This is a genomic window from Streptomyces sp. NPDC022910 (genome assembly GCF_055561075.1).
The window spans coordinates 13,831-37,329 of sequence record NZ_JBVHHL010000053.1 but is presented as its reverse complement, the minus strand read 5'-3'; the positions used below and the strand labels follow the sequence as shown (position 1 = coordinate 37,329).

General features: G+C 70.2%; 18 protein-coding genes. 7 read left to right on the top strand and 11 right to left on the bottom strand.

All coding sequences use genetic code 11. The features are described from left to right. Positions 1–41 precede the first annotated feature (41 nt). The 5 genes from ACZ3TS_RS33565 to ACZ3TS_RS33545 are packed head-to-tail and all read right to left on the bottom strand — an operon-like array spanning position 42 to position 7,155. The gene (locus ACZ3TS_RS33565; protein ID WP_467625438.1) at positions 42–2,960 is read right to left on the bottom strand and encodes a glycoside hydrolase family 2 TIM barrel-domain containing protein; all 2,919 of its coding nucleotides are present in this window, start codon (positions 2,958–2,960) and stop codon (positions 42–44) included. Then, on the bottom strand, positions 2,960–3,823 hold the full coding sequence (locus ACZ3TS_RS33560) for a carbohydrate ABC transporter permease (RefSeq protein WP_467625436.1): 864 nt from the start codon (positions 3,821–3,823) through the stop codon (positions 2,960–2,962). Before ACZ3TS_RS33560 ends, ACZ3TS_RS33565 begins: the two co-directional genes overlap by 1 nt. 14 nt (positions 3,824–3,837) lie before the next feature. Then, positions 3,838–4,791 carry a carbohydrate ABC transporter permease gene (locus ACZ3TS_RS33555; protein ID WP_467625435.1) on the bottom strand — a complete coding sequence of 318 codons (954 nt, stop codon included), beginning with the start codon at positions 4,789–4,791 and terminating at the stop codon, positions 3,838–3,840. After that, positions 4,791–6,077: an ABC transporter substrate-binding protein gene (locus ACZ3TS_RS33550; protein ID WP_467625469.1), complete on the bottom strand. Its 1,287-nt coding sequence runs from the start codon at positions 6,075–6,077 to the stop codon at positions 4,791–4,793. The genes ACZ3TS_RS33555 and ACZ3TS_RS33550 overlap by 1 nt, the downstream gene beginning before the upstream one ends. Before the next feature lie 58 nt (positions 6,078–6,135). After that, positions 6,136–7,155, bottom strand: coding sequence for a carbohydrate kinase family protein (locus ACZ3TS_RS33545; protein ID WP_467625432.1), 1,020 nt, complete (start codon positions 7,153–7,155; stop codon positions 6,136–6,138). Between the two features lie 129 nt (positions 7,156–7,284). On the opposite strand from ACZ3TS_RS33545, the gene ACZ3TS_RS33540 reads away from it, so the two are divergent. Genes ACZ3TS_RS33540 through ACZ3TS_RS33525 form a run of 4 tightly spaced genes read left to right on the top strand, consistent with a single transcriptional unit; the run spans position 7,285 to position 13,723 of the window. After that, positions 7,285–8,049: a DeoR/GlpR family DNA-binding transcription regulator gene (locus tag ACZ3TS_RS33540; RefSeq protein WP_467625430.1), complete on the top strand. Its 765-nt coding sequence runs from the start codon at positions 7,285–7,287 to the stop codon at positions 8,047–8,049. Further along, on the top strand, positions 8,046–9,386 hold the full coding sequence (locus tag ACZ3TS_RS33535; RefSeq protein ID WP_467625427.1) for a 6-phospho-beta-glucosidase: 1,341 nt from the start codon (positions 8,046–8,048) through the stop codon (positions 9,384–9,386). The genes ACZ3TS_RS33540 and ACZ3TS_RS33535 overlap by 4 nt, the downstream gene beginning before the upstream one ends. Positions 9,387–9,415: 29 nt before the next feature. After that, the gene (locus ACZ3TS_RS33530) at positions 9,416–12,469 is read left to right on the top strand and encodes an alpha-mannosidase (RefSeq protein ID WP_467625425.1); all 3,054 of its coding nucleotides are present in this window, start codon (positions 9,416–9,418) and stop codon (positions 12,467–12,469) included. Between the two features lie 3 nt (positions 12,470–12,472). After that, positions 12,473–13,723 carry an alpha-L-fucosidase gene (locus ACZ3TS_RS33525; protein ID WP_467625422.1) on the top strand — a complete coding sequence of 417 codons (1,251 nt, stop codon included), beginning with the start codon at positions 12,473–12,475 and terminating at the stop codon, positions 13,721–13,723. 49 nt (positions 13,724–13,772) lie between these two features. Here the strand turns inward: ACZ3TS_RS33525 and ACZ3TS_RS33520 are convergent, their stop codons facing one another. Then, on the bottom strand, positions 13,773–15,458 hold the full coding sequence (locus ACZ3TS_RS33520; protein ID WP_467625420.1) for a carbohydrate binding domain-containing protein: 1,686 nt from the start codon (positions 15,456–15,458) through the stop codon (positions 13,773–13,775). Between the two features lie 192 nt (positions 15,459–15,650). Continuing rightward, on the bottom strand, positions 15,651–16,778 hold the full coding sequence (locus ACZ3TS_RS33515; protein ID WP_467625417.1) for an ATP-grasp domain-containing protein: 1,128 nt from the start codon (positions 16,776–16,778) through the stop codon (positions 15,651–15,653). 310 nt (positions 16,779–17,088) lie between these two features. On the opposite strand from ACZ3TS_RS33515, the gene ACZ3TS_RS33510 reads away from it, so the two are divergent. Next, positions 17,089–18,039: a metallophosphoesterase family protein gene (locus ACZ3TS_RS33510; RefSeq protein ID WP_467625466.1), complete on the top strand. Its 951-nt coding sequence runs from the start codon at positions 17,089–17,091 to the stop codon at positions 18,037–18,039. Further along, a complete protein-coding gene (locus ACZ3TS_RS33505; protein WP_467625415.1) occupies positions 17,984–18,667 on the top strand; it encodes a 4'-phosphopantetheinyl transferase family protein in 684 nt (227 codons plus the stop codon). Before ACZ3TS_RS33510 ends, ACZ3TS_RS33505 begins: the two co-directional genes overlap by 56 nt. Before the next feature lies 1 nt (position 18,668). Here the strand turns inward: ACZ3TS_RS33505 and ACZ3TS_RS33500 are convergent, their stop codons facing one another. Continuing rightward, positions 18,669–18,893 (bottom strand): hypothetical protein, encoded by a 225-nt coding sequence (locus tag ACZ3TS_RS33500; protein ID WP_467625412.1) that lies wholly within the window; start codon positions 18,891–18,893, stop codon positions 18,669–18,671. A gap of 271 nt (positions 18,894–19,164) precedes the next feature. Here ACZ3TS_RS33500 and ACZ3TS_RS33495 point away from each other — a divergent pair, with 271 nt between their 5' ends. After that, entirely contained in the window at positions 19,165–20,184 is a 1,020-nt protein-coding gene (locus tag ACZ3TS_RS33495) for an alpha/beta fold hydrolase (RefSeq protein WP_467625409.1), read from the top strand. A 105-nt stretch (positions 20,185–20,289) separates the two neighbouring features. On the opposite strand, the gene ACZ3TS_RS33490 is transcribed toward ACZ3TS_RS33495, so the two are convergent. From ACZ3TS_RS33490 to ACZ3TS_RS33480, 3 genes are read right to left on the bottom strand one after another with little or no spacing between them, the layout of a single operon-like run. Beyond that, a complete protein-coding gene (locus ACZ3TS_RS33490; RefSeq protein WP_467625406.1) occupies positions 20,290–21,726 on the bottom strand; it encodes an NAD(P)/FAD-dependent oxidoreductase in 1,437 nt (478 codons plus the stop codon). Then, positions 21,710–22,918, bottom strand: coding sequence for an MAB_1171c family putative transporter (locus tag ACZ3TS_RS33485; RefSeq protein ID WP_467625404.1), 1,209 nt, complete (start codon positions 22,916–22,918; stop codon positions 21,710–21,712). The genes ACZ3TS_RS33490 and ACZ3TS_RS33485 overlap by 17 nt, the downstream gene beginning before the upstream one ends. Before the next feature lie 20 nt (positions 22,919–22,938). Further along, a complete protein-coding gene (locus ACZ3TS_RS33480) occupies positions 22,939–23,469 on the bottom strand; it encodes a toxin-antitoxin system, toxin component (RefSeq protein WP_467625464.1) in 531 nt (176 codons plus the stop codon). Positions 23,470–23,499 lie beyond the last annotated feature (30 nt).

Sequence of the window (23,499 nt, the reverse complement as noted above, 5' to 3'; positions counted from 1 at the left end):
AGCGCGGGGGGTTCGGAGAAGAGAAGGACAGGCGCGGGGGTTCAGAGAATGCGCAGCGTCCAGCTCCAACGGTGGACGCCAGGTGCGACGAGATACGAGGGGGAGGTGTCGGGGCCGCAGGAGGCCGTGCCCAGTCCCCGGTGTGCCGCGTCGATGTGCACGACGCAGCCGGAGCGCGGCTCCAGCTCGTCGTGGTGTGCGGCCGCGGTCAGGTCTTCGGCGCGGTACCGGGTCACGGAGACCTGGCGCGGCTCGTCCAGTGCCACGGTGAGGCCGGTGGCGTCCGGCGCGGACAGCGTGAAGCGCCGTACGCCGTGGCGGCCACCACTCTCCTGCGGGCGCAGGTAAGGGGTGAACAGCTCGTCGACGCGGACGGAGTGGTGGCCCACGGGCGCACCCGCACTCCGGTCGGGGTACGACTCCCAGGGCCCCTGCCCGAACCACTCCAGCAGGTCGAGGCCCGCCACCGTCTCGAAGACGGAGCCGACCCGCGCCACGTCGTCGAACTCCTCCGGCAGCTCGGCCTGTTCGTCGACGCGGATGCCGCCCTCGACCGGTGTGAGCACCTGGCGGTGGCGGACGACGCCGACCGTGCCGGCGTACTCGGCGAGCACCGTCACACGCGCTTCGTCACGCTGCACGGAGACGACCTTGCGGACGAGTGCGTCGAGCCCCCACGCCCGCCAGCGCGGCGCGACGCCGCCCAGCTCGTCGTTGTCGGTGGGAGCCCGCCACAGCGACAGCGTGGGGGCAGCGGTCAGCAGCGGATGGACGAGCAGTCCCTCCGCGTCGACCTCCACCGGACGGTCCGCCACGCCCGCGTCCACCGACTCCGGAGCCATCCGCAACCGCACCTGGGGCGCGCACACCTCCGTACCGCGCGGTGCCCAGGGCACGTCCTCCGCCGTGGTCACGCGCAGCGTCAGCCAGGCTTCGCCGCCGTCCCGCGGCAGCTCGAACGGCAGCGGAACCGCCGCCGTCTCACCCGGCCGCAGATCGGGCAGGTCCGCCGGTGCCGTCAGGGTGCGGCCGTCGGCGAGTGCCAGCTCCCACCGGCCCGACAGCCAGTCCAGGCCCCGGAAGTGCTGGTGGTTGCCGAGGACGATGCCCTCGTGCTTGAAACACTCCACCCGCACCGGCGCCGCGATCTCCCGGTGCTCGTACATCGCCGGTTTGGGCGTGCGGTCGGGGAAGACCACGCCGTCCGCGATGAACGCGCCGTCGTGGACCGCCTCGCCGAAGTCGCCGCCGTACGCCCAGCGGTGACCGGGCGCGGCGACACCCTTGTCATACAGGCCGGCGCCCGCGCGCCCGGCCGGTCTTCCGTCGCTCACGCGCTGGAGAATGCCGTGGTCCCAGAACTCCCAGATGAAGCCGCCCTGAAGACCCGGGGTGGCCTCGATGGCGGCCCAGTGGTCGGCGAGCGTGCCGTTGCTGTTGCCCATGGCGTGCGAGTACTCGCACTGGATGAGCGGCTTGGTCTGCTCGCCGGACAGGGCGTGCGCGACGCAGTCCTCGATCGGCGCGTACATGGGGCACGCGATGTCGGAGGCCAGGTCCGGATCCGCCCAGCCCAGTTTGGCTGCCCCCTCGTACTGGACCGGCCGCGTCGGATCGTGCCGGCGCAGCCAGCCGGCCGCCGCGTCGTGGTGCGCGCCGTAGTCGGACTCGTTGCCCAGTGACCAGATGATGACCGACGGGTGATTCTTGTCGCGCAGCACCATCCGTGAGACCCGGTCCACGAAGGCGTTCAGATAGCGGGGGTCGTCGGCGATCTCGTGGGCGTGGTCGTGGGACTCGATGTCGGCCTCGTCGACGACGTAGAGGCCGAGCTCGTCGGCGAGGTCATACAGGGCGGGATCGTTCGGGTAGTGGGCGGTGCGGATGGCGTTGAAGCCGAAGCGTTTGAGCAGGACCAGATCGGCACGCATGTCGTCGTACGACACCGTCCGGCCGGTCAGGGGATGGAAGTCATGCCGGTTGACGCCCCGGATGTACACCCGCTCGCCGTTGATCAGCAGGTCACGGCCGACGATCTCGACGTCGCGGAAGCCGATGCGGTGGTGCGAGGTGTCGGCGGTCGTGCCGTCGGCACGGTGCAGCCGCACGGTCAGGCCGTACAGTTCGGGCGTCTCGGCGGTCCAGGTGCGGACCTCGGACACGGTGGTCAGCAGCCGTGCCTCGCCGAGGAAGGCCGAGACACGGTCCTCCTCGGCGTTGGTCCGGTCGAACTCCTCGTCCTGCGTGAGCAGCCGTCCGTCCAGCTCGCCGCTGACGTACCACCCCGCGGGCAGCGCACCCCCCGCGTCCCGCACCTGGCAGTCGACCCGCAGATCCCCGTCCCGCCGCGCCCGCACCGTGACGTCGGCGAGGTACAGCGGATCCGTCGCGTACAGCAGTACCGAGCGGGTGATGCCGCCGTGCCACCACTGGTCCTGGTCCTCGATGTGCGAGGCGTCCGACCACTTCACCACGGTCAGCCGTACGACGGCCCGCCCGCCGGGGCGGACCACCCCCGTCAGGTCGAACTCGGCCGCCAGGTGCGAGTCCTTGGAGACGCCGACGGGCCGCCCGTCCACGTGCACCAGCAGCACGCTCTCGGCGGCCCCGACCTGGAGCACGATCCGGCGTCCGGCCCAGTCGGCGGGGACGTCCACGTCACGCTCATACACGCCCGTCGGGTTGGCCGCGGGCGAGTGGGGCGGGAACTCGGGGAACGGCATCGTGACGTTCGTGTACTGCGGCAGGTCGTCCGTGTCCTGCAGGGTCCAGACGCCGGGGACGTACGACGAGGACCAGGAACCGCCGACCGGCACGTCCGGAGCGGGCAGCAGCTGGAAGCGCCAGTCGCCGTCCAGGGGGAGTGCTCCGTCGCGCCGGTCGACGGCGTTCATCGGCAGGCGCCCCCAGGAGGTCACCTCGGGTGCCTCCCAGGGGCGGAGCGCCACGAGCGGGTCCATCAGCGGATGGCCCCCTTGCCGAGGTCGCCGATGATCTGCTTGGCGCCGATCGCGAAGACGATCAGCAGGGGGACGAGGGCGAGGAGCGCGCCGGTCATGACCATTCCGTAGTCGGTGGTTCCGTGGGTGCCGTTGAGCTGGGACAGCGCGACCTGGAGGGTCACGTTGTCCGGGTTGGTGAGGACGATCAGGGGCCAGGCGTAGTCGTTCCACGTGCCCATGAAGGTGAAGATGCCGAGGAAGGCCAGACCCGGGCGGACCACCGGGAGGGCCACGTGCCAGTACTGGCGCAGGAAGTTCGCCCCGTCGATGCGTGAGGCGTCGAGAAGTTCGTCGTGGATCGCGCCCTGCATGTACTGGCGCATCCAGAAGATGCCGAACGCGTTCGCCGCCGCCGGCACGATCAGCGCGGTCATCGAACCGACCCAGCCGAGCTTCGCCATGATCACGAACTGCGGGATCGCCGACAGCTGCGCCGGCACCATGAAGATGACCATCAGCAGCGCGAACAGCAACCGGCGGCCCGGGAACTCGAACTTGGCGAAGACGAAGGCCGCGAGCGAGTCGAAGAACAGGACCAGGAAGGTGACCGAGCAGGCCACCAGCAGCGAGTTGAACATCGAGCCGAAGAAGTCGATGCTGTCGAAGAGACTCCGGGCGTTCTGCAGGAAGTGCGAACTCGGGAGCAGCTTCGGCGGGTACGAGAAGATCTCCGACGTCGTGTGCGTCGACATGATGACGGCCCAGTAGAACGGGAAGGCCGACAGCAGCAGGCCGATGACGAGTACGGCGTGCAGCGCGATGCCCCGGGCACGGGTGCCCTGGATGGGCTTGGGCCGACGGGTTCCTTGGATGGATGCCATGGTGAGCGGCCTCCCTAGTCTTCGCCCCGGCGCTGCACCAGGCGCCAGTTGATGATCGAGAAGAGGATGACGATGAGGAAGATGCCCCACGCCACGGCGGCGCCGTAGCCGAAGTCGTTGTTGTCGAAGGTCTGCTGGAAGAAGTAGAGGACCATCGTCCGGCCCGCGTGGCCCGGACCGCCCGAGAACGGCGAGTCGTTGGTGTTGGTCTGCAGCAGCACCTGGGGTTCGGAGAAGCTCTGCAGACCGGTCACGGTCGAGATGACCAGGACGAACAGCAGCACCGGCCGCATCATCGGCAGCGTGATCCGGACGAAGGTCTGCACCGGCCCGGCGCCGTCCATCCGTGCCGCCTCGTACAGCTCGCCCGGGATGGTCTGCAGCCCGGCGAGGAAGATGATCGCGTTGTAGCCGGTCCACTGCCAGGTCATCAGCGTCGCGACGGCGACCTTGATACCCCACGGCGTGTTCAGCCACGCCACCTGGTCCAGGCCCACCGCCTGCAACAGACCGTTCATCAGGCCGAAGTTGGTGGAGAAGACCGACCCGAAGATGATCGCGATCGCGACGACCGAAGTGACGTTCGGCAGGAAGTAGGCGACGCGGTAGACGTTCTTGAAGCGGACCGCGGAGTTGAGCATCACGGCCGTCACCATCGCCAGGAAGATCATGGGGAAGGTGGCCAGCGCCCAGATGGTGACCGTGTTCCCGACCGAGCTCCAGAAGTCGCTGTCGCTCAGCAGGTACTGGTACTGCGACAGGCCCGCCCACTCCATCGAGCCGAGGCCGTCCCAGCGGTGGAGGGAGACGTAGAGCGAGAAGCCGACGGGGATCAGGCCGAAGCCGAGGAAGAGGAGGTAGAAGGGGGAGATCGCGGCGTACAGGTGCCAGTACCTGCGCAGGCCCTTCTTCGGCTGGACCGTGGAGGTCTGCGTCACGGCGGGCGGGGTCTGCTCGATGACGGCCATCAGTAGCTCACCCCCAGGTGCTTCGCGATGCGCCGGCACTTGCTCATGGCGTCACTCCAGGCCTTCTTCGGGTCCTTGCCGAGGACGCCGACGTTCTTGATCTCGTCCTTGATGGGCTGCCCGAGCGCGATGTCGTACGGGCTGTTGTAGGCGACAGGGATCTTCTGCGCGGCGGGCCCGAAGACGTCCGTCGTGATCTGGCCGCCGAAGAAGGGGTCCGGTTCGCGCAGTTGCTCGAGGTCGTAGGCGGCGGGGGCGGAGGGGAAGAGGCCCGCGTCGACGTAGCCCTGCGCCTGGTTGGCGGCGCTCATCATCCAGGTGATGATCTCGAAGGCCCGCTCGGGCTCCCGGCACGCCTTGGTGATCGACAGGAACGAGCCGCCGTTGTTGGCCGGCCGCACGGGCATCTGGGCGATCCGCCACTTGCCCTTGGTCTTCGGCATGCCGTTCTTGAGGTCGTACGTCGCCCAGGAGGCGCCCATCTGGGTAGGCAGTTTGCCGTCCTCCGTGGCCGAGATCTGGTCCGGGGTGCCGGTGACGAGAGACGAGAGGAGTCCCCGCCGCTTGGCCTCCACGGACAGCGCCCAGGCGTCCCGCACATGCTCCTGGTCGCCGATGAAGTGGCGGTCCTTGTCGACGTACCGCTGGGTACCCTGGTTCACCACGTTGTCGAAGACGCTGTTGATGTCGGTGAGCAGGAAGGTTCCCGGGATGCGCTTCTTCAGCTGCTCGCCCGCGTCGAAGTACCTCTCCCAGGTGTTCAGCTCCTTGGTCACGTCGTCCGGTTCGTACGGCAGCCCCGCCTTGCGGAACACCTCGTACTGGTAGAAGTGCGCGACCGGCCCGCAGTCGATCGGGAAGGCGATCACCGAACCGTCGTCGGCGATGCCCTGGTCCCACTTCCACGCCAGGTACTGGCTCTTGAACTTGTCCGCCCCCAGCGTGCGCAGGTCCACGAACTGGTCGGCGTTGGGCAGGTAGGACGCCATGTCCTCGCCCTTGAGGCCCGCGATGTCGGGGATGTGGGCACGGCCGGTCATCGTGGTGATCAGCTTGGAGCGGTAGTAGCCGCCGATCTTGATGGCCTGGAGGTTGACCGTGGAGTCGTAGCGGGCCTTGGCCTTCTCGACGACCGTGTCGCCGAGGCCGCCGTCCCAGTACCACAGGACCATGTTCCGGCCGGTCGAGCCGGTCGGTACGGCACAGCCGGACGTCAGGCCGCCGAGCGCCGTGGCGGCCGTGCCGGCCAGGCCCGCGCGTAGCAGGCCTCTTCGTGAGAGCCGCACAGCTCCCACCGCCTTTCGGATCTTTTCGGGACTTCGCATGAGAGGTGCGTGGGGGAGGTCAGTGCTGCCGTGCGGGCGGCGTCACGGGGGCGTACGCGACGGGCACTCCCGGATCCTCGGGGAGCCGGTCCGCCAGGAAGCCGTACGCCCGCTTCAGGTCGGGGTCGGTCAGGGAGCGCCACCAGAGGTCGACGCCGTACCAGCCGGGGGCCGCGAGCGCCCCCCCGTGGTGCTGGACGGACAGGCCCGCGGCCAGTACGGCGAACCGCAGCCGATCCTCCAGGGGCCAGCCGCCGAGCGAGGCCGCGACGAAGCTCGCGCCGAATACGTCCCCGGCGCCCGTGGCGTCGAGGACGTCGATGTCGAGGGCGGGGACGTTCGCGTACTCGCCGGTGTTCTGGTCGACGGCGACCGCGCCGTCACCACCGCGGGTCACCACGGCCACCGGGACCAGTTCGGCGAGCGTGCCGAGGGCCGCTGCCGCGGTGTCGGTGCGGGTGTAGGCCATCGCCTCGGTCTCGTTGGGGAGGAAGGCGTGGCACAGGGAGAGCTGGTCGAGCAGGTCCCGGGACCACTTCTGGCTGGGGTCCCAGCCGACGTCGGCGTAGATCTGCGTGCCGTTCGCGGCGGCCTTGGCGAGCCACGCGCGCGGCTCGGCCTCGATGTGCACGAGCGCGGTGCGCGCCGCGGGCGGGTCGCCCATCAGCACGTCCTGGGAGTACGGCGGTTCCTGGCCGTGGGTGACCAGGGCCCGGTCGTGTCCGTGGGCGAGGGAGACGGTGACGGGGGTGGGCCAGCCGTCCGCGGTGCGGGACAGGGAGAGGTCGATGCCCTCCTGGCCGGCGAGGACATCCCGGCAGTACGCGCCGTAGAAGTCGTTGCCGAAGACCGTCGCGAGCGAGGTCTTCAGACCGAAGCGGGCGGTGGCGACGGCGAGGTTCGCGATCCCGCCGGGGCTGCTGCCCATTCCCTCGGTCCAGATCTCCTCGCCGGGTGTCGGAGGGCCGCCCAGTCCGGTGAGGACGAGGTCGTAGAAGAGCAGCCCGGTCAGCAGCACATCGGGCCGGTCGTCGTCCACACGAACGTCCTCTCGTTCAGAACTCGTCAAATTCGGTGCTCGGAATCGTGCGCCCCTCTGCGAGATTGGTCAATAGTCGAGCAGAAGCGAGCATAGAAATGATTGAAGATGACGAGTAGTGTTCGTGGCGTGCTGGCAGAACGACGACACCAACTCATCCTGCGGGCCCTGCGCTCCGGTGGCCCCGCGGCCGTGACCGATCTCTCGGAGCAACTGGGCGTGAGCCCGGCCACCATCCGGCGCGACCTGGTCAGACTGGAGGAGGAAGGGCTGCTCACCCGTGTGCACGGAGGCGCGGTCGTCGAGGAGGGCGACCAGCCCTTCGCCGAGGTCGCCGAGGTGCGCGTGGCCGAGAAGGACGTCATAGCGGCCAAGGCGGCGTCGATGATCCAGGACGGCCAGTCCGTGCTGCTCGACATCGGAACCACCGCCTACCGGTTGGCCCGGCAGCTGCACGGTCGCCGGCTCACCGTGATCACCAGCAACCTGGTGGTCTACGAGGAACTCGCCGACGACGAGGGCATCGAGCTGGTGCTGCTCGGCGGCATGGTCCGCCGCGATTACCGCTCCCTGGTCGGCTTCCTCACCGAGGACAACCTGCGCCAACTGCACGCCGACTGGCTCTTCCTCGGCACCAGCGGGGTGCGGCCCGGTGGGCAGGTGATGGACACGACGGTCGTGGAGGTGCCGGTCAAACGAGCCATGATCAAGGCGAGCGACAAGGTCGTCCTGCTCGCCGACGCGGCGAAGTTCCCGGGTACGGGAATGGCGAAGGTCTGCGGCCCGGAGGTACTGGACGTGGTGCTGACGAACGCGCCCGTGGACGAGGCGACCCGCTCCTCGCTCGAGGAGGAGGGCGTCGAGGTGATCGTGGCAGGGAAGGTGCAAACGTGAAGCTGACGATTCTGGGCGGCGGCGGGTTCCGGGTGCCGCTCGTGTACGGGGCGCTCCTCGGGGACCGCGCCGAGGGCCGGGTCACCCATGTCGTGCTGCATGATCTGGACGCGCAGCGGCTGTCCGCGGTGAGCCGCGTACTGGCCGAACAGGCCGCGTATGTCCCCGACGCTCCCGAGGTGACCGCCACCACCGACCTCGACGAGGCGCTGCGCGGGGCCGACTTCGTCTTCTCCGCGATCCGCGTCGGCGGTCTGGAAGGACGCGCGAACGACGAGCGGGTGGCGCTCGCGGAGGGCGTCCTCGGACAGGAGACGGTCGGTGCGGGTGGCATCGCGTACGGCCTGCGGACCGTGCCCGTCGCCGTCGACGTCGCGCGGCGCGTGGCCCGGCTGGCCCCCGACGCCTGGGTCATCAACTTCACCAACCCGGCGGGCCTCGTCACCGAGGCCATGTCCCGCCACCTCGGCGACCGCGTCATCGGCATCTGCGACTCCCCGGTCGGCCTCGGCCGCCGTATCGCCCATGCGCTCGGCGTCGCGAACCCACGCGAGGCCTTCATCGACTACGTCGGCCTCAACCACCTGGGCTGGGTGCGCGGCCTGCGCGTCGCGGGCCGCGACGAGCTGCCGCGGCTGCTCGCCGACCCCGGGCTGCTCGGCTCCTTCGAGGAGGGCAAGCTCTTCGGTCCCGAGTGGCTGCAGTCCCTGGGCGCGATCCCGAACGAGTACCTGCACTACTACTATTTCAACCGCGAGGCGGTCCGCGCCTACCGTGAGGCCGAGAAGACCCGCGGCGCCTTCCTGCGTGACCAGCAGGCCCGGTTCTACGAGGAGATGAAGCGGCCGGACGTCTCCGCCCTGGCCGTCTGGGACAACACGCGGGCCGAGCGCGAGGCCACGTACATGGCCGAGAACCGGGAGACGGCGGGCGCCGGCGAACGCGACGCCGACGACCTCTCCGGCGGCTACGAGAAGGTGGCCCTCGCCCTGATGCGGGCCATTGCCCGGGACGAGCGCACGACCCTCATCCTGAACGTCCGCAACCGCAGTACGCTCTCCGTCCTCGACGCCGAGGCCGTCATCGAGGTCCCGTGCCTGGTCGACGCCAACGGGGCGCACCCGGTCGCGGTCGACCCGCTCCCCGACCACGCGACCGGCCTCGTGTGCGCGGTCAAGGCGGTCGAGCGCGAGGTGCTGTCCGCCGCCGAGTCCGGCTCCCGCCCCACGGCGGTGAAGGCTTTCGCCCTGCACCCGCTCGTCGACTCGGTGAACGTCGCCCGCAGACTCGTCGACGGCTACACCTCGGTCCACCCGGGCCTGGCATACCTTAAGTAAGCGCTTTCGCCCCATTCTGGAGACTTGCCATGCACGACGAACGCCGCCGGATCGAGGAGCGCGTCGAACGCGTCCACAACCAGCGCATCAAGCCCGCGATCTACGCCGCCTCCGTGCCCTTCGAGGTCGAGGCCTGGCAGGCACCGGGTGAGCCGGTCCCCTTCGAGGAGGCGGCCGCCGCCCCCTACCAGCCCTTCGCCATGGACACCCCCTGGGGCCCGCCCTGGGGCACCACCTGGTTCCGGATGCGCGCGAAGGTCCCCGCTCAGTGGGCGGGCAGGCGCGTCGAGGCGGTCATCGACCTGGGCTTCGTGGGCGACTGGCCCGGCAACCAGGCCGAGGCCCTCGTCCACCTCACCGACGGGACGCCGCTGAAGGCGGTCAACCCGCTCAACCAGTACGTTCCGATCGCCGATCCGGCCGCGGGCGGCGAGGAGATCGACTACCTCGTCGAGGCCGCCTCCAACCCGGACATCCTGGCCAACGACTTCGCGGGCCCGACCCCGCTCGGCGACGTCCTGACCGCGGGTGACAAGCCGCTCTACACCTTCCAGCGTGCCGACATCGCGGTCCTCGACGAGGACGTCTGGCATCTCGACCTCGACATCCAGGTGCTGCGCGAGCTGATGCTGGAGCTCGGCGAGCACGACCCGCGCCGGTACGAGATCATGCACGCGCTCGATCGCGCGATGGACGCCCTGGACCTCGACGACATCTCCGGCTCGGCGGCCGCCGTTCGTGAGGTGCTGAAGCCGGTGTTGTCGAAGCCCGCGCACGCGAGTGCCCACGTGATCTCCGGAGTGGGCCACGCGCACATCGACTCCGCCTGGCTGTGGCCGATCCGTGAGACCAAGCGCAAGACGTCCCGTACGTTCTCGAACGTCACCTCGCTGGCCGACGAGTACGAGGAGTTCGTCTTCGCCTGCTCGCAGGCCCAGCAGTACGAGTGGGTGCGCGACAACTACCCGCACGTGTGGGCCCGCATCCAGGAGTCGGTGAAGCGGGGCCAGTGGGCGCCGGTCGGCGGCATGTGGGTCGAGGCCGACGGCAACCTGCCCGGCGGCGAGGCGATCGCCCGCCAGCTCATCCACGGCAAGCGGTTCTTCATCGAGCATTTCGGGATCGAGACCAAGGGCGTGTGGCTGCCGGACTCCTTCGGCTACAACGCGGCCTACCCGCAGCTCGCCAAGCTCGCCGGCAACGAATGGTTCCTCACCCAGAAGATCTCCTGGAACCAGACCAACAAGTTCCCGCACCACACCTTCTGGTGGGAGGGCATCGACGGCACCCGCATCTTCACGCACTTCCCACCGGTCGACACCTACAACGCCCGCTTCAGCGGCGAGGAGATGTCCCGCGCGGTGCGCAACTACCAGGAGAAGGGCGGCGCCACACGCTCCCTGGCCCCGTTCGGCTGGGGCGACGGCGGCGGCGGTCCCACCCGCGAGATCATGGAACGCGCCCGACGCCTGAAGGACCTGGAGGGATCCGCGAAGGTCGAGGTGGAACACCCCGACGCGTTCTTCGCGAAGGCCCGCGAGGAGTACCCGGACGCCCCGGTCTGGGTCGGCGAGCTCTATCTGGAGCTGCACCGCGCCACGTACACCTCCCAGGCCCGCACCAAGCAGGGCAACCGGCGCTCCGAGCACCGGCTGCGCGAGGCCGAGCTGTGGGCGACGACGGCCGCGCTGCACGCGCCGGGCTACGCCTACCCGTACGAGAAGCTGGACCGACTGTGGAAGACGGTCCTGCTGCACCAGTTCCACGACATCCTGCCGGGGTCGTCGATCGCCTGGGTCCACCGTGAGGCCGAGGCCGAATACGCGCGGGTGGCACGGGAGTTGGAGGAGCTGACGGCGGAGGCGGTGTCCGCGCTGGGCGGTGGCGGAACCCGCGTGTTCAACACGAGCCCCTACGACCGCGCCGAGGTGGTCCGTACGGCCGACGGCGCACCCGCGTACGTGGAGGTCGCCGCGAGCGGCAGCGCGCCCCTCACCGACGCCGAGCCCCCGAAGGCCGTGACGGTCGCCGGCCGCGTCCTCGACAACGGCCTGGTCCGCGTCGAGGTGGCCGAGGACGGGACCCTGTCCTCCGTCCGCGACCTGCGAGCGAACCGCGAGGTCCTCGCCGACCAGGGCAACCTGCTCCGCCTCCACACGGACCTGCCCAACTACTGGGACGCCTGGGACATCGACAAGCACTACAAGAACCGGTACACGGACCTGCTGGAAGCGGACTCGGTGACGGTGGTCGAGGAGGACCCGCTCCTCGGCGCGATCCGCGTCGACCGGAACTTCGGCAAGGGGTCGAAGATCACGCAGACGATCACCCTCCGCGCCGGCAGCCCCCGTATCGACTTCGAGACCGTGATCGACTGGCATGAGGCCGAGAAGATCCTCAAGGCGGGCTTCCCGGTGGACATCCGCGCACCTCACTCCTCCGCGGAGATCCAGTTCGGCCACGTCCAGCGGCCGACCCACACCAACACCAGCTGGGAGGCGGCCCGCTTCGAGGTCTCCGGTCACCGCTGGGTGCACATCGGTGAGCCCGGCTACGGCGTCGCGGTCATCAACGACTCGACGTACGGCCACGACGTCTCCCGCACGGTCCGGGAGGACGGGGGTACGACGACCACGGTCCGCCTCAGCCTGGTGCGCGCCCCGCGCGTCCCTGACCCGGAGGCCGACCAGGGCAGGCACCACTTCACGTACTCGCTCCTTCCGGGCGCGAGCATCGAGGACGCCGTCGCCGAGGGATACGGCCTCAACCTGCCGCTGCGCGTGGCGGATTCGGCGGGCGCGCCGTCACCGGTCGTCTCGGTGGACGGCGACGGCGTGACCGTCGAGGCGGTGAAACTCGCCGACGACGAGTCGGGTGACGTCGTGGTGCGGTTGTACGAGTCCCGGGGTGGCCGGGCACAGGGTGTGCTGCGCACCGGCTTCCCGCTCGCGGGAGCCCAGGTCACCGACCTGCTGGAGCGGCCGCTGGAGGACGCGCAGACCACCGCCGACCGCGTGGTCCCCGTCGCGCTGCGGCCCTTCCAGATTCTGACGCTGCGTCTGAAGCGTGCCGAGGTGAGCTGATCCGTGCCCATGCAAAGGTGGTTCACCGACGCCAAGTTGGGGATCTTCGTCCACTGGGGCATATACGCCGTCGACGGCGTCCAGGAGTCCTGGTCGTTCTACGACGACATCGTCCCCTACGACCAGTACATGTCCCAGTTCGACCGCTTCACGGCTTCGCGCTACAACCCCCGTGAGTGGGCGGCGCTGTTCGCCCGCGCGGGCGCCAAGTACGCCGTGCTCACCAGTCGGCACCACGATGGCGTGGCCCTGTGGGACACCGCCCACGGCAACCTGAACGTGGGCCGCGACCTGATCGCCGGCTACGCCGACGCCCTGCGCGAGCAGGGCCTCAAGGTCGGCCTCTACTACTCGCACTCCGACTGGAGCCACCCCGACTACGCCTCCACGCGCAAGCCGGGCCGTCCGCCCGAGCTGGAGGACAACCGGTACTCCGAGGTCGCGGCCGAGTTCGAGGACCTGGACGCCTGGGAGCGGTTCATCGCCTACCGGGACGGCCAGATCCGCGAGCTCACCAGCCGCTACAAGCCCGATCTCATGTGGTTCGACGGCGAGTGGGACCGCAGCGAGGAGCAGTGGCGCATCCCTGAACTCGCGGCACTGATCCGCGCCGAGGTGCCGCACGTCGTCTTCAACGCCCGCATGCTCAGCGAGGGCGACTACGCGACGCCGGAACAGGGTGCTCCCGTCGTACCGCCGGAAGGCCCCTGGGAGCTGTGCCTGACGATCAACGACTCCTGGGGCCACCAGCATCACGACCACAACCACAAGTCGGTGGACCAGCTGATCCGGTACTTCGCGGAGACGATCGGCGGCGGTGGCAATCTGCTGCTCAGCGTCGGTCCGCGGGAGGACGGCACGATCCCCGACGAACAGGCCGAGCGACTCGAGGGGCTCGGCGACTGGATCCGCAAGCACGCAGAGGCCGTGTACGGGACCGTGCGGGGGCTGCCCGCCGGGCACCACTACGGCCCGAGCACCCTGTCACCGGACCGCCGCACGCTGTACCTGATCCTCTTCGACGCCCCGCGCGCCGAGATCAACGTACGCGGGCTGCTCGGCTCGGTTCGCCGGGTCACCGTGCTCGGCAGCGGCACCGAACTGGCCCACCGGGTCACCGGCGGCCTGCACGAGACACCCGGGGTGCTGTGGATCGAGCCGCCGTCCGCGGCCGACCTCGACCCGCACGCCACGGTGCTCGCCGTCGAACTCGACGGCGAGCTGGAGCTGTACTGCGGGTCGGGCCGCTTCTGAGGCGAGGAGGACATGGGGGTGCCCGATCCGGGCACCCCCATTCTCACGCTCAGCCGGTGAACCCGGCCGTGATGGACGTGAACTGCCAGTTGTTCTGGCTGATGCCGGAGCAGTTGCTCACGACGCCGCCGCCCGCGCACGGCCGGTCGCGGTTGACCGACCAGAAGGCGAGCCGGGCGATGTGGTGCGAGTTCGCCCAGTCGCGGATCTGGGTCCAGATCGCGGGGGTGGTGTTCTCCTGCTGGTCGGACAGACCGTTCATGCCGGAGATGCCGATGTGGGAGTACGCCGTGGCGTCGTCCCAGCCGAAGGTCGACTTGAGCTTGGCCTTCAGCCCCTCGGCGGCATTGACGGTGTTGCCGTACATGTCGGAGCCGCCGCCGAAGTCGAACGGCATGATGGTGAAGACGTCGATGTTGGCGTTCAGTGACTGCGCCTGCTCGATCAGACGGTTGCCGTAGTAGGTCGGACCGGTCGTCGAGGTGCCGAAGGTGACGATGGTCTTCAGACCCGGGTTGTTCGCCTTGACGGTCTTGAGCGCGGTCAGGATCTTGGCCTGGACGGCCTCGTTCTCGAACTCGTCCGTGTTCTCGATGTCCATGTCGATCGCCTTGAGGCCGTAGGCGTCGATCACCTTCTGCAGGGCTCCGGCGAGTGCGCTCGCCGAGGAGCAGTTGGCGCCGAGCTTGCTGCCCTGCCAGCCGCCGAACGACGGGACGATGTCACCGCCCGCGGAGCGGATCTGGTTGATGGCGGTCTGGTCGACGCCGCCGGTCAGCGCGCGGTTGCCGTCCCAGGCGGGGGTGCAGCCGCCCGAGTCGAGCACGAACGCCATCGTGAACCACTTGATGCCGGTCGCGCTCATCACCGTGCTCGGGCTCGGCGGGTCGCCCCAGCCCTCGTACAGGTACGGAGCCGCCTGCTTGAAGCCGGTGCCGCCGCCGCTGCCCGCGTTCGTCGTGACGGTCACCGCGTTCGAGGCCGCCGAGGCGTTCCCGGCCGCGTCGCGCGCCTTGACGGTGAAGGTGTACGAGGTGCTGGGCGAGAGACCACTGACCGTGGCCGCGGTCCCGGAGACGCTGAGCACCTGGTTGGAGCCGCTGTAGATGTCGTACGCCGTCACCCCGACGTTGTCCGTCGAGGCCGACCACGACAGCGACACGCTCGACGACGTCTTCCCGGTGGAGGTCAGGTTCGCGGGAGTGGTCGGCGCCTGGGTGTCCGAGCCGCCGCCCCCGCCGGGGCCGTCCAGGCTGATGTCGTCGGCGTAGTACGTGCCCTGCGCGTACCAGCCGTGGACGTAGATCGTGGCGCTGGTCTGCGAGGCACCGGTCGTGAAGGAGAGGGACAGCTGGCTGTACGCCGACGGGGACGTGGTCCAGGTCGACGCGCCGCCGTTCACGCCGAGGTAGACGTAGCTGCCGCGGACCCAGCCGCTGAGGGAGTACGTCGTGTTCGGCTGGACCGAGACGGTCTGGCTGCACTGCGCGTTGTCGCTCGAACTCACCGCGCCCGCAAGGGCCTTGGAGCCGCCGTGAACGGGGCTGGAGACGACGGAGCCGAGATTGCCGGTGCAGGACCAGGGCGAGAGGCTGCCCGATTCGAAGCCGGGGTTGGACAGGATGTTGGCCGCCTGGGCGGTCCCGGGGAGGGCGACCGCCCCGGCGAGGGCCAGGGCGGCGGAGCCGACGAGTGCGAGGAAGGCACGTCTGGAACGTCTGAGGAGTGTGCGCACGCGATCTCCCATAAGAAGAAGGGGGGTTCGGGAGTGCAGGGAAGTGCAGAAGGGTGCGCAACCAAGTTGGTATGGACCAATCGTGGTGTCAAGGGTTGGGCGCGGATTGGTCCAGACCTGAAGTAGGGCGCCCCGACAGGGGCACGGAGAACCGCGCGACAAGCCACGACCTGGCCGCAGTGGGTGACCGTCCTAAAGGGGCAGGGCCTCTGCCGCGTCCACCTCGACCGAGTCGACGGGGACCGCGGACAGCACCGGTGTCTGGTCCAACTCGTCGACCCTCTGCTGCGGCAGCGAAACGGAGCGAAGGGGCCGCGGCCCCGACACCACCGTGTAGTCCGTGCCCAGGAACGGCGGCACGACCTCGCCGGGGTCCTCACCGAGCGCCAGCTGCACTGCCGCCCAGGGGGCGTTGACGCCGCACAGCGACAGCTGGTGCAGTCCGCCCGCCGGGCGTGTGTTGACGTCCAGGAGCACCGGCTCGTCGCCGTACATCCGGAACTGGACGTTGGAGAGGTAGTGCAGCCCGAAGCCCTCCGCCAGGCGCCTGGCCGGCTCCAGCCACTGCTCGTGCAGCGTGAAGCCCCGGCGGCGGCCGTTCTTGGTGCGGCCCACCGCCATGCGGATGCGGTTGTCGGGACCGGTCAGGCAGTCGACCGACACCTCCGGCTGCTCCAGGCGCGGCATCACCAGCCAGTCGACGGGCTCGTCGGCCTCCCGCACCGCCCGGACGACGAGGTCCAGCGGCACATAGGCGCTCGGGAACCCGCTGAGGTGCACGAGCGAGAAGGGAGCACGCGTGATGATGCGGAAGCCCACGCCGCCCGCCCCCGCCGCCGGCTTGAAGCACGCCCGGTGGCCCCCGGCCTCCAACTCCTCGACGGCAGCGACGAGTTCGTCCTCGTTCGTGACCCGCCACCACGGCGGAACCGGGACCCCGATCGACTGCGCTGCCTGGTACGCCGTGTCCTTGTCCTGGAAGACCGCCACCGCCTCGACGGTCGGCGCCAGCAGCGCCGTACCGGCCGCCTCGAACTCGGTGCGGTGCGCGACGACCGCCTCCTGGTGCAGACGGGGTACGAACACGTCGATGCCGCGGCGGGTGCACTGGTCGAGGGCGTACTCGACGTAGGCGGCCGGGGACAGACCCTCCGGCTCGAGGTCGGCGGTGTCCGCCGCGGCCAGGACGGGCGAGTCGGCGTCGCCGTGCGTGGCATGGATCTCGACGGCCCGATCGCTGGGATTTCTCCGCAGCTGATCCATGAAGAACACGTTCTCCGCGTACGTGCGGTTGAGCCAGACGCGTACGCGAGAGACCATTCAGGCCGCCTTTCACGGTTTGCGGGCAGGGCGGAGCAGGCCGTGCCCGGCCAGGGGAGAGGGAGGTACACCAAACCGCCGTTCGCGGAGAGGCGTCGGAGGTGGATGTGTTGGGGCGATCATAGGCCCTTACGGGTGCCGTCACTGCTACGCGCGTGTTACGGATTCTCCCCGGCTCTTCTCCCGGTCTTCTTCAAGCCTTGTCCAAGCGGCAAGAACGGTTGTCCGCGACTTCTGAGCACCCGGTGCCGGGTGTTTTCCGAGGCGCTCGGGCACCTGCCGCGGGTCGCCCTTGTCCGTCGACGGCCCGATGTGCTCTTGTTTTCCCATTCGGTTCGCGAAAGGGGCGACGGTGAAGTCGACGGACAGCCGTGGACAGCTGCTCGCCATCAGCGACCTGCACATCGGGTATCCCGAGAACCGCGCCCTCGTCGAACGGATGCACCCCACGTCGGGCGAGGATTGGCTGCTGGTCGCGGGTGACGTGGCCGAGACCGTCGCCGACATCCGCTGGGCCCTCGAGCTGCTCGCCGACCGCTTCCGCAAGGTGATCTGGGCACCCGGCAACCACGAGCTGTGGACACACCAGAAGGACACCGTCACCCTGCGCGGCGTCGAGCGGTACGAGCACCTGGTCGCCGTGTGCCGGGAGCTGGGTGTGACGACACCCGAGGATCCCTACCCGGTCTGGGAGGGCCCGAGCGGTCCCGCGGTGGTGGCGCCACTCTTCCTGCTCTACGACTACTCGTTCCTGCCGGAGGGCTGCACGACCAAGGATGAGGGGCTCGCGTACGCGCACGGCACCAGGATCGTGTGCACCGACGAGCACCTGCTGCACCCCGACCCCTACCCGAGCCGCGAGGCGTGGTGCCGGGCCCGGGTCGCCGAGACCGAGCGCAGGCTCGAGGAGATTCCCGACGACCTCGCCACGGTGCTGATGAACCACTATCCACTGGACCGGCACCCCACGGACGTCCTGCGCTACCCCGAGTTCGCCATGTGGTGCGGAACCCGGCTGACCGCCGACTGGCACCGGCGCTTCCGGGTCGCGTGCATGGTCTACGGTCATCTGCACATCCCACGGACCACCCACCACGAGGGCGTACGCTTCGAAGAGGTGTCGGTCGGCTACCCCCGCGAATGGGGCCCCCGCCCGGAGCCTCCCGGGAGGCTGCGCCGCATTCTGCCGATGGAGGTCCAAGCAGGTGTTCGAGGGGCTGCTCCCGGGGTCGGTCGCGGTGGTGGAGGCACACGACGGTGACGCGATCGCCGACGGTGCTTTTCTCTACCCCGAGGAGGAGGCGGTCGTCGCGCGGGCCGTCGACAAGCGGCGCCGGGAGTTCGCGGCCGTACGGGCCTGCGCGCGGGGCGCCATGGAGAAGCTCGGCGTGCCCGCGCAGCCCGTCCCGTCCGGGGAGCGTGGTGCACCGCGCTGGCCGGACGGGCTGATCGGCAGCATGACGCACTGCGACGGCTACTGCGCCGCCGCGCTGGCCCGGACCCGGGACCTGGTCTCGCTGGGCATCGACGCGGAACTCCACGACCGGCTGCCGGACGGCGTCCTGGACGTCATAGCCCTGTCCGGCGAGCGGGCACGGCTGCGGGAGCTCGCCCGCAGCCACCCGTCCGTCCACTGGGACCGCCTGCTGTTCAGCGCCAAGGAGTCCGTGTACAAGGCGTGGTTCCCCCTCACCGGGAAGTGGCTCGACTTCCTGGAGGCCGACATCGAGATCGACCCGGGCGATGCCTCGGATGTCTCGGGCGGCTTCCGGGCGCGGCTGCTGGTCCCGGGACCGCTGGTCGACGGTCGCCGCGTCGAGACCTTCGACGGCCGCTGGAGCACGCGGCGCGGGCTGGCCGCGACAGCTGTCGTCGTACCTCACACCTGAGTCACCGGGGACACCAGTCCCCGAGCAGACGGAAGAACTCCTCCTCGGTGCCCGTGAGCCCCGCCTCCGCCAGGGCCCGGTCCGCCTCGGCCAGGGCGGTGGTCGGGACCACGGGTGGTCGGTGCGGATCCGGCGGGCCGTCGAAGGCGGCTCGTACGGTGTGGAGGAGGCGCAGATAGGCCTGCACGGCGGCGCGTTCGCGGTCGGTGAGTACGGCGGTCTGCATCGGTCGGCTCTCCCCGGGTCGGCCGTGCGACAGGGGTCGCGCGGCGATACGTGCACGGCACACGCCCGCGGTACGCGGACGGCCGCCGCGCGCACCGGGTGGCGCACCTCCAGCTTGCCGTCCGCCACTGACAATCCCGTTTCCGCAGCCGCCGGTTCGCCCGCTTAGCCGAGGCGAAACCTCTTCGAAATCCCTTGGCGCACAAGCGCCCTACGCTGGAGAGCAAGGGCTTTCGGCCGTCCGCCCCGCGGCCGGGGAAGGGAGGCGAGCTGTGGACGACCCGGGCCGGCGCACACGGCGCGCCCCGCGACTGCGTTCCGTGGGCGAGGGCGAACTCCGGTTGCACCATCGCGTCGTGCACGGTTACCGGCGGGCCTACCGTCTGGCCGGCGAGGGACCGGTGCTGGTCCTCATCCACGGCATAGGGGACTCCTCGGCGACCTGGGCCGAGGTGATCCCCGACCTCGCCCGCACCCACACCGTGCTCGCCCCCGACCTGCTGGGACACGGCGCCTCGGACAAGCCGCGCGCCGACTACTCGGTGGCCGCGTATGCCAACGGGGTGCGCGATCTGCTGACCGCCCTCGGCATCGAGTCGGCGACGCTGGTGGGGCATTCGCTGGGTGGCGGGGTCGCGATGCAGTTCGCCTACCAGTTTCCCGAGCGCACCGAGCGGCTGATCCTGGTCAGCGCCGGGGGAGTGGGGCGGGAGGTCAATCCGGTGCTGCGGGCCGTCTCCCTCCCCGGCGCTCACCTGATGCTGTCCACCCTCCAGCTGCCCGGCATGCGCCTGCAAGTGGGTCTGTTCGCCCGTCTGATGAGGCTGCTGGACACCGACCTGGGCCAGGACGCGGCGGAGTTGCTCACCCTCGTGGACGCCCTGCCGGACGCCACGTCCCGCAGCGCGTTCATCCGCACGCTGCGGGCGGTGGTCGACTGGCGTGGGCAGGCGGTCACCATGCTGGACCGCTGTTATCTGACCGAGGGCATGCCCACGATGCTGATCTGGGGCGACCGGGACAGCGTGGTGCCGGTGCGGCACGCGTACGGCGCGCACGAGGCGATGCCCGGCAGCCGCCTGGAGATCTTCGAAGGCGCGGGCCACTTCCCGTTCCACAGCGACCCCGCGCGCTTCCTCGCCCTGGTCGAGGAGTTCACGAGCACCATGCCGGCAGCGGACTGGAGCCGCGACCACTGGCGCGAACTGCTGCGCACGGGACGCCCCGGCACCGCGCGGAACCGGGCGCTGGAAAGGGACCTGCGAGAGGCCAGCGAGCGCAGCGCGACATGACGCGACGCGACCATCCGGGCCGCCGGTCACCCGCCTGAAATCCGTCCGCTGGTCCCGCGCGCCCCGATCGTCGACGCCGTGCCGTGCCTCTCCAGGCGCAACCGGTCAGCCCCGTGTCCCCGAACCCTCCGGTGCCCCCAGGACCGCCTCCCACTCCGCCCGCGTCAGCGGAGGCTCCGTCAGGAGGGCGCGGCGCGGGCCCCGGAGGACCGCCAGGGCGACGGCCGGTTTCAGTAGTTCGCTCACCGGCTTCGACAGGGTGACCACGTCGAAAAACGCCCGGGCCACCAGCGGGCGCCCGGTCGCCGTCAGCATCAGCCGGTTGACGTACGCGCCGAGGAGGCGATCGGCGAGGCCGGGGGTCTTGCCGATCGCGCCCGGGTAGTGGATGTCCGTGCTGGTCGCGAATTCCCAGGCGGTCGCCACCGGACGGGCCACCGCCCGCTGTACCCGTCGCGCGAGCCTTGGTGCGGTCAGCCCGTGCTCGGCCACCAGCTCGCCCAGGGCCACCGCGCCCTGCGCGGCCACGGACAGCCCGTGCCCGTAGACCGGGTTGTACGTGGCCACCGAGTCGCCGATCGCCACGAACCCCTCGGGCCAGCCCTTGACCCTCTCGTAGAACCGCCGCCGGTTGATCGTGCTGCGGGTGACGACGGGTGCCGACAGCGGCTCCGCGTGCGCGATCAGCTCGCCCACCACCGGATGCCGGACGCTCTCGCGCGCGAACGTCTCGAACTCATCGGCGGAGGTGGGCGGTTCGCCGCCCCGAGTGCCCGAGAGCGTCACCAGCCACCGCCCGCCCTCGATGGGTTCGATGGTCGCGGTCCGCCCCGGCACCGGCACCGTGGCGTCCGACTGCACGTTGACCAGCGGGAAGTCCTCGGTGCCCGGCGGCGCCCGGAAGATCCGGCTGGAGTAGGCGAGCCCGGAGTCCACCTCCTCCAGCGGCGCCTCGGGCACGCCCAGCGCCTCCAGCCAGGCGGAGGCCCGGGAACCGCGCCCGGCCGCGTCGACGACCAGGTCGGCAGCCAGCACCCGCTCCTCGCCCTCGGGCGTCCGTACGCGCACGCCCGTCACCTGTGACGCGTCGCCCTCCAGGGCCAGCAGTTCGGTGCGCTGCAGGACGGTGACGCGCTCGCTCCCTGTGACCCGCTCGCGCACCACCCAGTCGAGCAGATCACGGCTGCACGCGATCATGAACTGCATCTCGGGCCAGCGCCGGAACCAGCCCCGCGGCTGCATCGACACGAGCCCCGTCGGCAGCGGGATCCGCCGGGCGCCCGCCACCAGCCATGCCTCGGTCACCCCCGGCAGCAGCTGCTCCATGGCACGGGCGCCCCCGGACCAGATCACGTGCACGTGCCGGGCCTGCGGAAGTCCCTTGCGCGGCTCGGGGCCCGCGGGCAGCGCGTCCCGGTCGACGACGGTGACGTCGGCGTACGTGCGCAGCGCCGCGGCGGCGAGCATGCCGGCCATGCCTGCGCCGATGACGACGGCTCTATGGGGTGCCGCACCCGGGGAGGCGCTAGCGGGTTCGCTCATGGAAGTCGCTTCCTGGCCTGGTTGCGGCCGGCCCACGGGCGGCCGCGACGACGGGTGACTGACGCAGGGCGATCGACATCCGCACGAGGTCGCGGGGACCCTCGGGCGACGCGGCCGGGGCGCCGTCCGCCCCCGCCGACCGGATCACCCTGCCCTCCGGATCGGCGGCCCTCGCCCGCACCGCCACCGACACCATCGCCGCGTCGGCCTCGGCCTGCGCCTGGGCGGGTTCGGAGCCCGCGGCCACGGCGGCGTCGTAGGCGCGGGAGCGCACCTCGGAGTCGAAGTAGGGGTACAGGCCGAGCATGCCGTCGTGGATGTCGGACTCGCGCTGTGTCACCTTCAGTTCGGCCGGCGACCACCAGGCAATCCGCACCCCGCGGTCCGCATGGGCGGACACCGGTCGCAGCTCGCGCCACAGCGGCCCGAGCCGGCGGAACGTCGACCAGGTGCTCCAGCTGTCCCCGACGCGCTGGCAGGCCAGCGGGAGGCAGAAACCGACCGCGCTGATCTGCGCTCCGGCGGAGGCCAGCAACGGTGCCGCATCGCTGCTCAGATAGTCCAGATCGTGGCCGTTCCAGCGGGCGATGACGGCGGTGAACTTGGTCGTCAGATAGGCCAGGTTGAACAGATAGCCGGTCACGATGATCAGCAGCCCGGTGCGCAGCCAGCCGCGCACCTGGAGGGCCCAGCGCCCGCACATGAAGTTCATCGCGACGCCCGCGACGGTGAGCGCCAGCAGATACAGCACGATCATCTCGCGTATGAACGGCGTGCGCGCGTAGTACGTGTCGAAGTCGACCAGCCGCTCCACCGGCGCGTCGCCGAGCACGAACAGGGTGATCAGGGCGACGATCACCACGCCGTATCCGACAACGATCCGCCGGGTGGTGCGGCGGGTCTCCTCGGGCGGGCCGCCGCGCCAGTTGACGACGAGCACCAGACAGGACGCGCTGAATGCGCTGAGCAAGCAGTACACCAGGGGCGCCGAGACGTTCGTGAGGCCCGTGAGGCCGTTGACCTTCGCGATTGTCGGCGGTGCGGCGAAGAAGAACACCACCCCGGCCAGCGCGAGCAGCGCGCACACCGACCGCAGCAGCGGATCGCGCCAGGAACGGCTGAACGCGGGTGCCTTGACGGCGAGCGCCACCCCCATCGCGGCGGCCGGTATGTAGTAGCTGGAACCGTCCATGGTGTCGGTGTCTTCGCCCCTCAGCCCTGCGGCCCGCGATAGCCCAGCGAGGCCTCGATCCGCCCCGCGAGGTCGTCCCGCTGGACGGGGCCGCGCAGTGACGAACCGGCCAGCCACGTACGGCACTTGCTGGCCAGCAGCAGCCCGAAACTCTCGGCCTCCTTCTCGTCGGCGAGGTCGAAGTGCGTACGGGCCGCGACCTTCTGGACGGTCGCCTGCAGATCGGCGGTGTCGCTCAGTAAACGCGCGGCGACCACGGCGCCCTCCACATGGTGGCCGTGGTGCCCGGCGTTCATGTGCCACAGCTCGTGGCCCAGGATCACCAGCTGATGGTCGGGGACGGTGCGTTCCTCGATGACGACGAGGTCCTGGTCGGCCATGTCGAGCCAGAGACCGCTCGCCGTGCCGGGCGGGAAGGCGGACGTGCGGAACTGGACGGGACGACCACGGCGTCTGCTCATGCCGTCGCACAGCGCGGCGTAGAGGTCGGCCGGCGGCGCCGGCGCCGGGAGCGAGAGCTCCGCGACCAACTCGCCGCACAGGCGGCGCATTTCCTTTCCGATGCCCACGGTTCTCCCCCG